Raw genomic sequence first — 14,918 nt, forward strand, 5'->3', positions numbered from 1 at the left:
CGCAGCGCAGGTACATGTGCATGAAAAGCGGGCGGGTTTGAACCCCCTCTACGAAATCGGGCAGGGCTCATCCCGTCCGGTGGCATGGTCCACCGCGAAATCCGGTTCCCCCAATCCCGAATCCCGGCGCAGCCACGCCAGCTGCCACACCCGCGCACATATGCCAAACTGCGCGTTGCTCTCACGACGCGGCATTTCCGACCCATGGATCGCTACGAACGCACGCTCATCCTGCACCGGATGCTCAAGGCAGCGCGCTATCCCGTCACGCTCAAGCGCGTGCAGGAGGAACTGCAGTGTTCGCGCGCCACCATGTATCGCGACATCGCCTTCCTGCGCGATGCGCTCGGCGCGCCGATCGAGAGCGATTCGGAGAACGGCACGATCCACTACGCCAAGGACGAAGTCGATCGCTTCGAATTGCCCGGCCTCTGGCTTTCGAGCGAGGAACTGGCGGCCCTGCTCGCCCTCAACGAACTGCTCGATCGGTCCGATCCCGGCGTGCTGGCCGGTGCGCTGGCGCCATTCCGCGCCCGCATCGAAAGCCTGCTCTCGGACCACGCCAGCGGTCGCGCGCTGCCGGTCGAACGCATCCGCGTCATCGCCAGCGGTGCGCGCACGCTCGACCAGGTCGTGTTCCGCACCGTTTCCAGCGCCTTGCTCAACCGCAAGCGCCTGACCTTCGAGTACCGGGCCCGCACCACCAATGCCGCAACCACGCGCGATGTCTCGCCGCAGCGGCTCGCCCACTATCGCGACAACTGGTATCTCGATGCCTGGGACCATGGCAAGGAAGCCCTGCGCAGTTTCGCCCTCGATCGCATGCGCAATCCCAAGGTCGGCGAGCAGGCTTCGCTGGATCGCGACCTCGCCGAACTCGACGCCCACCTGGCCTCGAGCTACGGCATCTTTTCCGGCCCGCCCAAGGCCACCGCCGTGCTGCGCTTCTCCGAGCACGCTTCGCGCTGGGTGGCCGACGAACACTGGCATTCGCAGCAGGAAGGCCACTGGCTGCCCGACGGCCGTTATGAGCTGAAGGTGCCCTACAGCAATTCGCGCGAGCTGCTCATGGACGTGCTCAAGTACGGTCCCGATGCCGAAGTCGTCGGCCCGGTCTCGTTGCGCGAGGAGATGCGCATCCTGCTGCAACTGGCGATAGGCAGCTATCAGACTGCCAGGGATTCATGAACCACCAGGGGCCCGTGCCTGTCGAGCAGCAGTCGGCAGCAAAGAGGCCGATCTCGCTCGTGCTCGGCTCGGGCGGCGCGCGCGGCTATGCGCATATCGGCGTGATCGAGGAACTGGTCGCGCAAGGCTACGACATCCGTTCGATCGCCGGCAGCTCGATGGGTGCCCTGGTCGGCGGCGTCTATGCGGCCGGCAAGCTCGACAACTATCGCGACTGGGTGCTGCCGCTGGCCCGCATGGACGTGTTGCGCCTGCTCGACATCACCTTCCGCGGCGGCGGCTTCATCAAGGGCAATCGCATCATCAATGCCCTGCGCGAGCATGTCGGCGATGTCGCCATCGAGGACTTGCCGCTCAGCTACACCGCCGTGGCGGTCGATCTCGATGCCCAGCGCGAGGTCTGGTTTTCCAGCGGCTCGCTGTTCGAGGCGATCCGCGCATCGATCGCGATCCCGACCGTGTTCCGCCCGCATCGCTACCAGGGACGGCTGCTGGTCGATGGGGGCTTGCTCAATCCCCTGCCGGTATCGCCAACCTTGCGCGACTTGACCGACGCTACCATCGCCGTCGATGTCAACGGGCCCGAAGAACCGACGGCCGCGTCGGGTGTGGCCAGTACCTGGCCCGGTCTCGAGGCGCACGGCGAACTGCCGGCGGAGACGAGGGGCGACGACGGCGACGCGGATGGCGAAGGCCGGAAGTCCAGTGGTGCCGTGCGCCGCATGTTCGCCTCGATGCTCGGCAAGTCCGGCACCGGAGATTCCATCCGCGATCCCGGCCTGCTCGAACTGTTCGCGCGCTCGCTCGATACCGTCCAGGAAACGATCACGCGCCTGAAGCTGGCCGCGCAGCCGCCCGATCTGCTGATCACCATTCCGCGCAATATCTGCACGTTCTACGATTTCCATCGGGCGGAAACCGTCATCGAGTGGGGACGGTCGCGGACCCGCGAAGCGCTCGAGCGATGGACCCCGCCCAAGGCCAGGCGCCGACCCTGACCTGATCGACAGGGTCAATTGCATGGCAAAATGGCAGGCAACGTCGGGAACCCGCGGTGCCGCGCGCAGTCCCAGCAGGCACATGGTTCCGGCGGGGCAACCCGTGCCGTCGCCGATCTCCCCGAATACCCCTCAGGATCCTGGAGTAACAAGCGGATGAATTTCAGATATCACCTCGCTGCGGCGGTGCTGTTCGCCGTGCTCGCCTCCGTCAGCGGCGTGGCCGCAGCGCAATCGTCTTCGGCCTATCGCATCGACATGATCATCTCGCGCAACGGTTCATTGATCGGCAAACCCGCCATCGTCGCCGAAGCCGGCGCCGAGGCCGAATTGACCGACCAGAAGCCCGACAAGCCGGACGACGGTTTTCGCATCCTGGTCAAGGTCAGCCCGCTGGCCGATGCGCCGAATGGCAAGGAATCCATCAAGCTCGACCTGACCTTCTTCGGCAGGTACAACGGCAAGTGGAACGAGCGCGACCATCATTCGATCACCGCGCTGGTCGGCAAGAGGGTCAGCTTCGCATTTCCGTCGAAGGCGCCCGAGTCGGTCGGCAAGGACTACGATCTTGTCGTCACCACCAGTCACGTGAACCCCGCGGCGAACCCGGCGCAGTAACATGCCCTCCTGGGGGAATCCGGGCGGCGAATGACCGCCCGGTCCCGCAAGCTGCCGCCGTTGCAGTCCCCGACTTCCCAGGAAGGCAACATGACCGAGCGCACCGACACCGAGCGCCCGCCCCGGCCAGGGCCCGGACTCGATTCCGCCACCCGCGAAGCGGTACGTGCCGCAATCGAGGCGTGCCGCGAATTGCCTGGCGCACTGCTGCCGATCCTGCACGGCGTCCAGGATGCGCTCGGCTACGTACCGCCGGCTGCGGTGCCGGTCATCGCCGAGACTCTCAACCTCAGCCGTGCCGAAGTGCATGGCGTCGTCAGTTTCTACCATCACTTCCGCAGCGTAGCGCCGGGCCGGCACGTGCTCAGGCTTTGCCGTGCCGAAGCCTGCCAGGCCATGGGTGCGCGTGAACTCGAGGCACACCTGCGCGCCCGCCTGGGAATCGGATTCAATGAGACGACGGCCAATGGCGCGCTGACCCTCGAGCCGGTCTACTGCCTTGGCAACTGCGCTTGTGCGCCATCGGCGATGCTTGATGATCGCGTGCACGGGCGGCTTTCGGTCGAACGCATTGACCGGCTGGTCGATGCGTGTGGGGACGCATCGTGAGCGTGCGGATCTACGTGCCCTGCGATACGAGCGCGGTGGCGTGCGGGGCGGATCGGGTGGCTGAGAGGATCGAGAGCGAGGCCAGATTGCGCGGTTTCGATGTCGCGATCGTACGGAATGGATCGAGAGGTACTTGTTGGCTCGAGCCGCTGGTCGAGGTGGAAACAGCGAACGGACGCATCGGCTTCGGGCCGATCGATGCAGACGAGGTTCCTGCGCTTTTCGACGCCGGCTTTCCGGGAGCTTGCAGTCACCCGAGCGCTGTCGGACGGGTCGAGGACATCGACTGGCTCAGGAACCAGCAGCGGATCTGTTTCGCGCGCAACGGCATCACCGATCCGCTCGACCTCGACGACTATCGCGCGCATGGCGGGTGGAAGGGACTCGAACGCGCCCTGGCCATGGTGCCACCGGACATCGTCCAGGCCATCACCGAATCGGGCCTGCGCGGTCGCGGCGGAGCCGCGTTTCCATGCGGGATCAAGTGGAAGACCGTGGCCGATCAGCTTGCCGCCCGGAAATTCATCGTCTGCAATGCGGACGAAGGCGATTCCGGCACCTTTTCGGACCGCATGCTCATGGAAGGCGATCCGTATCGCCTCATCGAGGGCATGCTGATCGCCGCTCTCGCGGTCGGCGCAAGCCAGGGCTACGTCTACCTCCGCAGTGAATACCCGGTTGCCCATCGGATCCTCGGCGAGGCCATTCAACGGGCGCGCGCGGCCGGTTGGCTCGGTGCCGACGTGCAGGGATCCGGTCGCACGTTCGACATCGACCTGCGTCTCGGCGCCGGCGCCTACATCTGCGGTGAGGAGACTTCGCTGCTCGAAAGTCTGGAGGGGCGCCGTGGGCAGGTCCGCTACAAGCCGCCACTGCCCGCAATCAAAGGGCTGTTCGGCCAGCCGACCGTGGTCAACAACGTGATCACGCTGGCCTCGGTGCCCGACATCCTCGTCAATGGCGGCGCGTGGTACCGCGACCTCGGCACGGGCCGCTCGCGCGGCACGCTGCCGATCCAGCTCGCCGGCAACATCCGGCGTGGCGGTCTGATCGAAGTCGCCTTCGGCGTGACCCTGCGCGAGCTGCTCTACGACTATGGTGGCGGCAGCGCCAGCGGCCGCCCGATCCGCGCCGTGCAGGTCGGTGGCCCGCTTGGCGCCTACCTGCCCGAATCGCAGTTCGATACGCCGATCGACTACGAGGCCTTCGCCGCGATCGATGCGCTGCTCGGTCACGGCGGCATCGTCGTCTTCGACGACACCATCGACATGGCCGAGCAGGCGCGCTTCGCGATGGAATTCTGCGCGATCGAATCCTGTGGCAAGTGCACGCCGTGCCGCATCGGTTCCACCCGCGGCGTCGAAGTGATCGATCGCATTCGCAAGGGTGTCGCGCGCGACGCCAATACCGATCTGTTGCGCAGCCTCTGCGACACGATGCTGCACGGCTCGCTGTGCGCCCTCGGTGGATTGACCCCATTGCCGGTGCTCAGCGCGTTGAGGCACTTCCCTGCGGACTTCGCGCGCGACCTCTGAGCCGCCGCTGAATCCGCCATGGTCGGGCCCCTTGCGGGCACGACAAAGCCCGTATCGAATCCCCTGGACGACCTTGCGGCGCACATCAGGTTTGCGCACCGGTTGATCGGGATGCGAACTCGATCACGCATTGCGTTCGATGGTCGTTTCTCGAGACTGAATCGTTTGAAAACGTGCGGACCAGGTCCTGTCACATGACGCGCTGCATGCGGTAGCGTGGAACCTGACTGCACGCACTTGCCCGTTCTCGCCGCGCAGTCAGCGCACCCTCATCGAAGAAGAATGGAGCAACGTCATGAATATCCGAATGACCCGGAACGCCCTCCTCATGCTGGCCATCGCCGGCTCCGCGCTGCTGGTCGGCTGCACGCACTACGTCAAGCAGGCCGATTTCGACGCGGCCATCAGTGACCTGCGCAATACCGACCAGCGACTGCAGCAGCAGATCGACGGCCTCAAGGCCGACATGGAGCAACGCTTTTCAAAATACGACGCACGCCTGACCCAGCTTGAAGGTCGTATCCGCGTCGACACCGTGGCCCACTTCGATTTCAACGAGTCCACGCTCAAGGAGCAGGACAAGCCAATGCTCGATGAATTCGCATCCGTCATGCGCGAACATCATTCCGCCGCGCTGGTGACCGTTGAAGGATTCACCGATCCGGCCGGATCGCGGGCCTACAACAAGCGCCTCGGCAAGGCGCGCGCCGATGCCGTGGGCAATTACCTGGTCGAGAACGCCAGCATGCCGGCCGACCAGGTGCGCGCGGTCAGCTACGGTGAGGATACCGATCGTCAGGTGCAGAAAGGCATGACCCGCGCCGACGGCGTCGAGAATCGCCGCGTCACTCTGGTTGTGGATTTCGCTGGGGCCTGAGGTTCCGCGCAACGCCGCATGCCGTGCAGGCAAAATGCGGCGCCCCGATGCGTGCCTGTAGCCGCAAGCTTGCGGCGACAGGCCGCCCACGCGGAATTTCGCGGCCGCATCACGATTAGGCTTCAAGCCCGATGCCTTTCTCCCGACGACAGGACGAAAATCGCGGCTGAAGCCAATACCGAAGCGGCAACGAGGGGCCAGCCAACGAAGTCCGCGCCACCCACCGCGAGTTCCTTGTAGGAAGAGCCTTAAGGCTCGATGCCTTATGCATGGGTTTTCGAGAAGCATCGCGGCTGAAGCCGCTTCCTACAACGGAGCGGCAACGCGAGGCCAGCCAACGAAACCCGCGCCACCCTCCGCAAGTTCTTCGTAGGAAGAGCCTTCAGGCTCGATTCTTCTCTCCCCCCACCGATTTTGCCCAGCTCGGTGAGGCGCGCATAATCGGGACGTAGCACGCGCGACATCCGGGAAACGACCATGCGCTCCATCGCGGACACCGATTACGGCACACCGGCGGTCCAGTCACTGGATACCCTCAAGCTCGTGCGCCTCGACATCGACGGCGTGCCGGTCAAGGTGCCGGCCGGCACCTCGGTCATGCGTGCGGCGGCGACCAGCGGCATCGGCATTCCCCGCCTGTGCGCGACCGACACCCTCGATGCGTTCGGTTCATGCCGGCTCTGCCTGGTCGAGATCGACGGCATGAAAGGCTACCCGGCCTCTTGCACGACGCCGGTCAGCGACGGCATGAAGGTGACCACGCAGAGCGCGAAGCTCGCCGAACTGCGGCGCGGGGTCATGGAGCTCTACATTTCCGATCACCCGCTCGACTGCCTGACCTGCCCGGCCAACGGCCATTGCGAACTGCAGGACATGGCCGGCGTGGTCGGCCTGCGCGAGGTGCGCTACGGCTATGACGGCGCAAACCATGTGTTCCCGGAGAATCATGTCCATGCGGGCGTCCCTGCTCACGAGGACCAGGAACAGGCCGTACCTGGCAGCGCCCTTCAGAAAGCACTCAATCCGCGCTTCGTCGCGGCGGATACATCCACCCCGTATTTCTCCTTCGATCCGTCCAAGTGCATCGTCTGCTCGCGCTGCGTACGCGCCTGCGACGAAATCCAGGGCACGTTCGCGCTGACCATCCAGGGCCGCGGCTTCGATTCGAAGGTGGCCGCCAGCCAGGATGAGCCCTTCCTCGCGTCCGAGTGCGTGTCCTGCGGTGCCTGCGTGCAGGCCTGTCCGACCGCAACGCTGACCGAGAATTCGGTGATCGAGAAGGGCCAGCCGCAACGCAGCGTGGTCACCACCTGCGCCTACTGCGGCGTCGGTTGCTCGTTCCGCGCCGAGATGCAGGGCGAGGATCTCGTGCGCATGGTTCCGCACATCGACGGCAAGGCCAATCACGGCCATTCCTGCGTCAAGGGCCGCTTCGCGATCGGCTACGCCACGCACAAGGACCGCATCACCACGCCGATGATCCGCAGGAAAACCAGCGACCCGTGGACCGTGGTCTCCTGGGATGAAGCGATCGCCTATACAGCCGGCGAATTCAAGCGCATCCAGTCCGCCTACGGCCGCGATGCAATTGGCGGCATCACCTCCTCGCGCTGCACGAACGAGGAAACCTGGCTCGTGCAGAAGCTCGTGCGCGCCGCCTTCGGCAACAACAACGTCGATACCTGCGCGCGGGTCTGCCATTCGCCGACCGGCTATGGCCTCAAGGCCACGCTCGGCGAATCGGCCGGGACCCAGGATTTCGACTCGGTGATGCAGGCCGATGTGATCTTCGTCATCGGCGCCAATCCGACCGACGGGCATCCGGTATTCGCTTCGCAGATGAAGCGCCGCCTGCGCCAGGGCGCGAAGCTGATCATCGCCGATCCGCGCAGCATCGACCTCGTGCGTTCGCCGCACGTCGAAGCGGACCACCTGCTCAAGCTCAGGCCCGGCACCAACGTTGCCCTGCTCAACGCGATGGCTCACGTCGTCGTCGACGAAGGCCTCGTCGACGAGGCCTTCGTGGCCCAGCGCTGCGAACCCGACGCCTTCGCGAGATGGAAGGCCTTCGTCGCCGATCCGCGTCATTCGCCCGAAGCGAGCGCGGCCGAGACCGGCGTGCCGGCCGAGCAGGTCCGGCACGCCGCACGCCTGTTCGCGACTGGCGGCAATGCGGCGATCTACTATGGCCTTGGTGTCACCGAGCATTCGCAAGGCTCGACCGCGGTCATGGCCATCGCCAACCTGGCCATGGCCACCGGCAACATCGGCCGCCGCGGCGTCGGCGTCAATCCGCTGCGCGGCCAGAACAACGTGCAGGGTTCCTGCGACATGGGCTCGTTCCCGCACGAACTGCCCGGATACCGGCACGTCTCCGATGTCGGCGTGCGCGGCAGTTTCGAGCAGGACTGGGGCGTGACCCTGCTCGCCGAGCCGGGCCTGCGCATCCCGAACATGTTCGAGGCCGCGCTCGATGGCGAGTTCAAGGGCCTCTACATCGAAGGCGAGGACATCGGCCAGTCCGATCCGAACACCCAGCACGTGACCGCGGCCCTGGGTGCGATGGAGTGCGTGGTCGTGCAGGACCTGTTCCTCAACGAGACCGCCAAGTTCGCCCACGTATTCCTGCCCGGCTCGACCTTTCTCGAAAAGGACGGCACCTTCACCAACGCCGAGCGCCGCATCTCGCGCGTGCGCCGCGTGATGCAACCGAAGTCCGGCTACGCCGACTGGGAAATCACCCAGCTGCTCTCGAATGCCCTTGGCTACCCGATGCACTACACGCATCCGTCCGAGATCATGGATGAGATCGCGCGCCTGACGCCGACCTTCGCCGGCGTCAGCTACGCCAGGCTCGACGAGCTCGGCAGCATCCAGTGGCCGTGCAATGCCGAGGCGCCGGACGGCACGCCGACCATGCATGTCGATGAATTCGTGCGCGGCAAGGGGCGCTTCATGCTGACCGAGTACGTGCCGACCACGGAAAAGGTCAATGCGAAGTTCCCGCTGATCCTGACCACCGGCCGCATCCTGAGCCAGTACAACGTCGGCGCGCAGACCCGGCGTACGCCGAACACGGTCTGGCACAGCGAGGACCGCCTCGAGATCCATCCGCATGACGCCGAGCAGCGCGGCATCGGCGAGGGCGACTGGGTCGGCATCGCCAGCCGCGCCGGCGAAACCGTGCTGCGCGCGCAGATCAGCGAACGCATGCAACCCGGGGTCGTCTATACGACCTTCCATTTCCCGTTCTCGGGCGCCAACGTGATCACCACCGAGAACTCGGACTGGGCCACCAACTGCCCCGAGTACAAGGTCACCGCGGTCGAGATCACCCGCGTCAGCCAACCCTCCGAATGGCAGCAGCGCTACCGCGCCTTCAGCGAGGTGCAGCAGGAATTGCTGCGCGAGCGGCGCAGGTCGTCCGCCACGACGCCGCCTTAGTTCGTCGTTTCCGCGAATCCCCTGTAGGAAGCGGCTTCAGCCGCGACGCTCTTCGTTGGCTTGCGGAAAAGGCATCGAGCCTGAAGGCTCTTCCTACGAAGAGCATGCGGTGGGCGGCGCGGGCTTCGATGACGGCAGGTGCGTTGCTGCTTCGTTGTAGGAGCGGCTTCAGCCGCGATGATCTTCGTCAATGTGCGGGAAGAGGCATCGAGCCTGAAGGCTCTTCCTACGAACAGCATGCCTTGGGGGCGCGGGCTTCGACGCCTTGCGGCGCGTTGCTGCTTCGTTGTCGTGCCAACCGGGCAAACCATTCCTACTTCGTCTAGAATGCGCGCCCCCGTGGGACGCCTGCTCTGGCCTGCTGTCCCCGACACGTTCGTCCGGGACCGAACCTCCACCGCGGAATCGCCGCGCCGGTCGTCCGCCGCCTACATTCGCCAACCCTCGCCAGACGCGAGGAGGAAATCCCCGTGTTCAAATCCATCCGCCAGGAATGGCTGTCCAATCCGCGCGCCGATGTGCTGGCCGGCCTGGTCGTGGCCCTGGCCCTGATTCCCGAGGCGATCGCGTTCTCGATCATCGCCGGCGTCGATCCGAAGGTTGGCCTGTACGCCTCGTTCTGCATTGCCGTCGTGATTTCGTTCACCGGCGGACGCCCGGGCATGATCTCGGCGGCAACCGGCGCGATGGCCCTGGTCATGGTGACCCTGGTCAAGGAACACGGCCTGCAGTACCTGCTCGCCGCGACCCTGCTCACCGGCGTGCTGCAGATCATCGCCGGCGCCCTCAAGCTTGGTTCGCTGATGCGCTTCGTCTCGCGCTCGGTCATCACCGGTTTCGTCAACGCGCTGGCGATCCTGATCTTCCTGGCCCAGCTGCCCGAACTGACCGGCGTGCGCTGGCCGGTCTACGTGATGGTCGCGGCAGGCCTCGGCATCATCTATCTGTTCCCGCGCATCACCCGCGCCATTCCGTCGCCGCTGGTCTGCATCGTTGTCCTGACCGCGGTCGCGGTCATGTTCAGGATCGATGTTCATACGGTCGGCGACATGGGCGAGCTACCTGACAGCCTGCCGGTGTTCCTCTGGCCCGAGGTACCGCTGAATTTCGAGACGCTGAAGATCATCTTCCCGTTCTCGTGCACGCTGGCCGTGGTCGGCCTGCTCGAATCGCTGCTCACCGCGGCCATCGTCGACGATCTGACCGACACCCCGAGCAACAAGAATCGCGAAGCGACCGGGCAGGGCATCGCCAACATCGCCTCCGGCCTGCTTGGCGGCATGGCCGGCTGCGCGATGATCGGCCAGTCGGTGATCAACGTGAAGTCCGGTGGCCGCACGCGCCTATCCACGCTGACCGCCGGCGTCGTCCTGCTGGTCATGGTCGTATTCGCCGGGCCGATGGTCGCGCGCATCCCAATGGCGGCCCTGGTCGCGGTCATGATCATGGTCTCGATCGGCACCTTCAGCTGGAGCTCGATCGTCAACCTGCGCACCTACCCGAAATCCTCGAGCACGGTCATGCTCGTCACCGTCATCGTCGTCGTCGCCACCCACGACCTGGCCAAGGGCGTACTGGCCGGCATGCTGCTCTCGGCGCTGTTCTTCGCGCGCAAGGTCGGCCAGGTCCTGCATGTCGGATCGGCCTCGCTCGATGACGGGCTTACGCGCCGCTATGCGGTGACCGGCCAGGTCTTCTTCGCCTCGGCCGACGCCTTCGTCGCCCGCTTCGATTTCCGCGAGGTACTCGAGAAGGTCGTCATCGATGTCACCCACGCGCATTTCTGGGATCTCTCGGCGGTCGGCGCGCTCGACAAGGTGGTCCTCAAGTTCCGCCGCGAAGGCACCGAAGTCGAGATCCTCGGCCTCAACCAAGCCAGCGCCACCCTGGTCGACCGGCTCGGCGTGCACGACAAGGCGGGCGACGTCGAACACCTGATGGGACACTAGCCCGGAGTATTCATGCATTGCACGCGCGCTCACATCTTCCCTGAAGCCACACGGCTTTGCGCTCATTCGGCGATAGCGCCGGCTGTCGACCCGGTCGCGAGAAATCGTGTGAATCCAAAGTCCTGCGCGATCATTGCGCGTATTCACGAATAGTCCGGGCTAGCCATGACCACAGCACCCACCCTGATCCACGCCGACGGCCGCGTTCTCGCTGCACTCGACGTTTCGACCTATTCGGCCAGTGTCGCCGAAATGGCCGCATGGGCCGCCGCGCGCCTGCAGGCGCCGCTCGAATTCGTCAACGCGATCGATCGCCCGACCTCGGCCCCCGGGCGCCAGGATCTCAGCGGCAACCTGGCCCTTGGCGATCGCGAGGACCTGCTCGCCGAACTGACCGCGCTCGACGAATCGCGTGCACGCGTGGCCCAGGAGAGCGGACGTCGCCTGCTTGCCCAGGCGCGTGCGCTGGCCGCCCAAGCGCGCGGCATCGAGGCCGAATCGCGCCTGCGCCACGGCGCCCTCGTCGACACCCTGCTCGAACTCGAAGCCGAGGTGCGCCTGTTCGTCATCGGCAAGCGTGGCGAACATGCCGATTTCGCCAAGGGCCATCTCGGCAGCAACCTCGAGCGCGTGGTCCGTGCCGTGCACCGCCCGGTGCTGGTCGCCGCGCGCAGCTTCAGCGCGCCGGAGCGCTTCCTGATCGCCTTCGACAACAGCGCCACGACCCGGCGCTGCGTCGAAATGGTCTGCGCAAGCCCGCTGCTCGCCGAGCTGCCGTGCCACCTGCTCATGGTTGGCGATCCCTCGCGCGAGCCGGAAGGGCTCGAGTGGGCGCGCGAACAACTCAGCGATGCCGGCTTCCACGTCGACGTCCACGTCGTCGCCGGGCCGGCCGACGCGGCCATTGCGCGCCACGTCCAGCAACACACGATCGACCTCATCGTGATGGGCGCCTACGGCCACTCGCGCATCCGCAGCCTGATCCTCGGTAGCACCACGACCGAAGTCCTGCGCAGTTGCCAGGTACCCGTGCTGCTGCTGCGCTGAATCGAGCGGTTCGCCGCAGCGCGAGAAGGGCACGGACGGCATCGCAACATTCGGCCTTGCCACAAGGCCGATAACACCAAGAGCCAATGCTTCTCCCGGGAGCGGGAGAAGCTGCCGACAGGCTGATGGGGGTGGACGCGCGAAGTGCGCCGATAGGCCATGCCGCCATTGCCGGCAATCCGCCCTACGCCGCTGCGCTGCCGATACTCGCCACGCCGCGAAGCAGGCTTTCCGATCACGCCTTCCTCGAAATCCTCCCCGTTCGCGGCCACGCCCGCCTAGCCGGCCCTGTTCCCCCCTTCTACTCAGCCGGCATCCCTGGCCCGCGGCGATCATTCGCTCGCCTGCTATCCTTCGGCAGCGCGCCGAAACGGGCGCATCCGAACAGACCCCAATAGCGGGGCTGCCAAGGAGGTGTTCGACCGATGTCCATGCCCGACTGGATGGAGCCGCGATTCCGCCCCTGCACCAACGAAGGCTGGCGCGCGCGCTGGTTCCGCATCATCTTCCACCATCACGAACCAGACGAGCGGCGTTTCGACCTCATCTTGCTCGGCGTCATCGTGGTCAGCGTCATCGTCGCCCTGCTCGACAGCGTCGCCCTGCTGCACATCCATTACGGCCACATCTTCTATGCCATCGAATGGGTGTTCACGATCGCCTTCACGATCGAATACCTGTTGCGCCTGAGCCTGGTCCGCCGGCCGCTGCGCTACGCGCTGAGCTTCTACGGCCTGATCGACCTGCTGGCCGCCTTGCCGACCTACATCAGCCTGTTCATCGTCGGCGCCGACCACCTCCTCGTGATCCGCGTGCTGCGCATCCTGCGCGTGTTCCGCATCCTCGAGATGGTCGAATACTCGAACGAGGGCTCCGAACTGATGCGCGCGCTGCACGCAAGCCGCCGCAAGATCGGCATGTTCGTGCTGTTCGTCCTCTTGATCACGGTCATCTTCGGCGCCGTGATGTACCTGATCGAAGGCCCCGAGCACGGCTTCTCGAGCATCCCGCACGCCATGTATTGGGCGATCGTGACCATGGCCACGGTCGGCTTCGGCGACATTACTCCGCAGACACCGTTGGGACAGTTCATCACTTCGATCATGATCCTGATCGGCTACGGGATCATTGCCGTGCCGACCGGGATATTCGGGGCGCAGCTGGTGCAGGCGGGGATAAAGCGGCGGGAGGAGAAGGCCGGATCCGAGGAGGCCGCGGTGAGTTGTGGGCGGTGTGGGGAAGGGCACCACTTTGCGGGAGCTCGGTTTTGTCAGCGCTGCGGGGAGAGGTTGGGGGAGGGGCGATGAAGCGTATCCGGAGTGACTCGGGTTGACGCCGTTAGCGCCCGCCGACTTGCGCCATGAGATGGAGAATGTGAATATTCCATGAGGTTCAGTCGAGGGGATTCAAAGACCCCAAGATTAGACACAAGGATTAGACACCACTATCGGAAGAATCTATTGATTTTAGTAGGAAAGTTTCTACGACACGGACCCGAAATCCGGGATTAGACACCAGGAATAGACACCATTTTGGTGTCGACTAGTAGTTAGCGCTATGCGAAGTCTCTTGATCATTCTGATGTTGTTCGCTTTCGGAAGCGGCCAGGCCGCTGTTTCGGGTGTTCCGGAAGAAGCCGTTGGACTATGGCAGTTTCCCGATCGCGGGGTTTGGGTTCAGGTAAATTCCGACGGCTCAACGTTTCAGTGTCGGCATGCTCCGAGCGGAACACTTTTCACTTCCAAGGGTATTTTTGTTTCTCCGGACATCATTGAGTGGCAGGACATCTGGGATACAGACAAGGTCTCTGTGGAAAATGGTTCGCTCACCCTGACCGGAAAGTGGGGTTCCTTTTCATATCGTAAAGCTAAGGATCCGTTATTCGAGCAGTGTCTGGCTTCGGTGAGCCGACGCTAACTGTTCAATCAAGCCGACCGCTGACGCGGCGGCTTATTTCTGGGGTTAGATTTTCCGAGAAGGTCGCGTGGTAGCACTTACGCTAACGTCGGTTCTCTTAGCCCTCGCCGCATGCGTCGTTGTCGCGAATTGGTATGCCGTCATCGCAAGCTATCGGTTCAAGCGTCAGGGCGTACCTCGGCATATTTCGCTCATCCCCGCATTGAGCCAGATCTTCGTTATTTCTGCTGCATTCATTGCGCACCTGGGAGCGGTTGCTGCCATTCCGGAATGGCTGTTCTGGGCTGTTGCACTTTCTGATGTCTCGCTGTACTCAATCCTCTATTTTCCCGCTCACTTGCTCCGTAGAAGATTTCGTGCATAAATCTAACTATTCAATCAAGCCGACCGCTAACGCGGCGGCTTATTTCCGGAGTTAGAACTCATGAGCCTTGGGCTTCGCGAATTGGATTCCTCCCAGTTCAATGCCACGTTTGCGCCTCCCATGCGCGATGTCACAAGTTCTGCGGAGGAGGTCGTATCCATTTGGCCCTACGCAGAAGAGGCGATGGCACATGAGTTTCCTGGCGTGGAAACGTCCAACTGGAATGTCGAGTACGTCTATGAGGATCCCTCCGGTAGCTGGCAGCACGTACTCATCAACACGGAAATACAGAATGCCTATTTGGTAGTAGTCATCGATATCAACGCGGAGTCCATTCTCGGCTACCATTTCTTGAATTTAAATGAAAAGTAT

The 14,918-nt window shown here is 64.2% G+C and carries 12 protein-coding genes; all 12 read left to right on the top strand.

Going from position 1 to position 14,918, the window contains the following annotated elements; all coding sequences use genetic code 11:
* Positions 1–204: 204 nt before the first annotated feature.
* Complete coding sequence (locus tag BM125_RS02645; protein WP_092404589.1) at positions 205–1,188, top strand: helix-turn-helix transcriptional regulator; 984 nt, start codon at positions 205–207, stop codon at positions 1,186–1,188.
* Positions 1,185–2,186 carry a patatin-like phospholipase family protein gene (locus tag BM125_RS02650; RefSeq protein WP_092404591.1) on the top strand — a complete coding sequence of 334 codons (1,002 nt, stop codon included), beginning with the start codon at positions 1,185–1,187 and terminating at the stop codon, positions 2,184–2,186. Before BM125_RS02645 ends, BM125_RS02650 begins: the two co-directional genes overlap by 4 nt.
* Positions 2,187–2,342: 156 nt before the next feature.
* Complete coding sequence (locus BM125_RS02655; protein ID WP_092404593.1) at positions 2,343–2,804, top strand: hypothetical protein; 462 nt, start codon at positions 2,343–2,345, stop codon at positions 2,802–2,804.
* 90 nt (positions 2,805–2,894) lie between these two features.
* Complete coding sequence (locus tag BM125_RS02660) at positions 2,895–3,413, top strand: formate dehydrogenase subunit gamma (protein WP_092404653.1); 519 nt, start codon at positions 2,895–2,897, stop codon at positions 3,411–3,413.
* Complete coding sequence (locus BM125_RS02665; RefSeq protein ID WP_092404655.1) at positions 3,410–4,948, top strand: formate dehydrogenase beta subunit; 1,539 nt, start codon at positions 3,410–3,412, stop codon at positions 4,946–4,948. Before BM125_RS02660 ends, BM125_RS02665 begins: the two co-directional genes overlap by 4 nt.
* Positions 4,949–5,243: 295 nt before the next feature.
* Complete coding sequence (locus tag BM125_RS02670) at positions 5,244–5,825, top strand: OmpA family protein (RefSeq protein WP_092404595.1); 582 nt, start codon at positions 5,244–5,246, stop codon at positions 5,823–5,825.
* Between the two features lie 477 nt (positions 5,826–6,302).
* Positions 6,303–9,269 (top strand): formate dehydrogenase subunit alpha, encoded by a 2,967-nt coding sequence (gene fdhF, locus BM125_RS02675; RefSeq protein WP_092404597.1) that lies wholly within the window; start codon positions 6,303–6,305, stop codon positions 9,267–9,269.
* Between the two features lie 464 nt (positions 9,270–9,733).
* The gene (locus BM125_RS02680; RefSeq protein ID WP_425429589.1) at positions 9,734–11,218 is read left to right on the top strand and encodes a SulP family inorganic anion transporter; all 1,485 of its coding nucleotides are present in this window, start codon (positions 9,734–9,736) and stop codon (positions 11,216–11,218) included.
* A 165-nt stretch (positions 11,219–11,383) separates the two neighbouring features.
* Positions 11,384–12,265, top strand: coding sequence for a universal stress protein (locus BM125_RS02685; RefSeq protein ID WP_092404601.1), 882 nt, complete (start codon positions 11,384–11,386; stop codon positions 12,263–12,265).
* A gap of 431 nt (positions 12,266–12,696) precedes the next feature.
* On the top strand, positions 12,697–13,572 hold the full coding sequence (locus tag BM125_RS02690) for an ion transporter (RefSeq protein WP_092404657.1): 876 nt from the start codon (positions 12,697–12,699) through the stop codon (positions 13,570–13,572).
* Between the two features lie 262 nt (positions 13,573–13,834).
* On the top strand, positions 13,835–14,182 hold the full coding sequence (locus BM125_RS19660) for a hypothetical protein (protein ID WP_139224828.1): 348 nt from the start codon (positions 13,835–13,837) through the stop codon (positions 14,180–14,182).
* Between the two features lie 424 nt (positions 14,183–14,606).
* The coding region (locus BM125_RS02695; protein ID WP_139224829.1) for a hypothetical protein at positions 14,607–14,918 on the top strand (312 nt) is incomplete at its 3' end.

Origin of the sequence: Dokdonella immobilis, assembly GCF_900115085.1 — a bacterium.
Taxonomy (GTDB): Bacteria; Pseudomonadota; Gammaproteobacteria; order Xanthomonadales; family Rhodanobacteraceae; genus Dokdonella; species Dokdonella immobilis.

Coding starts and splice junctions, on each gene's coding strand:
- BM125_RS02670 (WP_092404595.1), top strand. CDS start 5,244: ATGAATATCCGAATGACCCGGAACGCCCTCCTCATGCTGGCCATCGCC.
- BM125_RS02645 (WP_092404589.1), top strand. CDS start 205: ATGGATCGCTACGAACGCACGCTCATCCTGCACCGGATGCTCAAGGCA.
- BM125_RS02650 (WP_092404591.1), top strand. CDS start 1,185: ATGAACCACCAGGGGCCCGTGCCTGTCGAGCAGCAGTCGGCAGCAAAG.
- fdhF (WP_092404597.1), top strand. CDS start 6,303: ATGCGCTCCATCGCGGACACCGATTACGGCACACCGGCGGTCCAGTCA.
- BM125_RS02690 (WP_092404657.1), top strand. CDS start 12,697: ATGCCCGACTGGATGGAGCCGCGATTCCGCCCCTGCACCAACGAAGGC.
- BM125_RS02660 (WP_092404653.1), top strand. CDS start 2,895: ATGACCGAGCGCACCGACACCGAGCGCCCGCCCCGGCCAGGGCCCGGA.
- BM125_RS02655 (WP_092404593.1), top strand. CDS start 2,343: ATGAATTTCAGATATCACCTCGCTGCGGCGGTGCTGTTCGCCGTGCTC.
- BM125_RS02685 (WP_092404601.1), top strand. CDS start 11,384: ATGACCACAGCACCCACCCTGATCCACGCCGACGGCCGCGTTCTCGCT.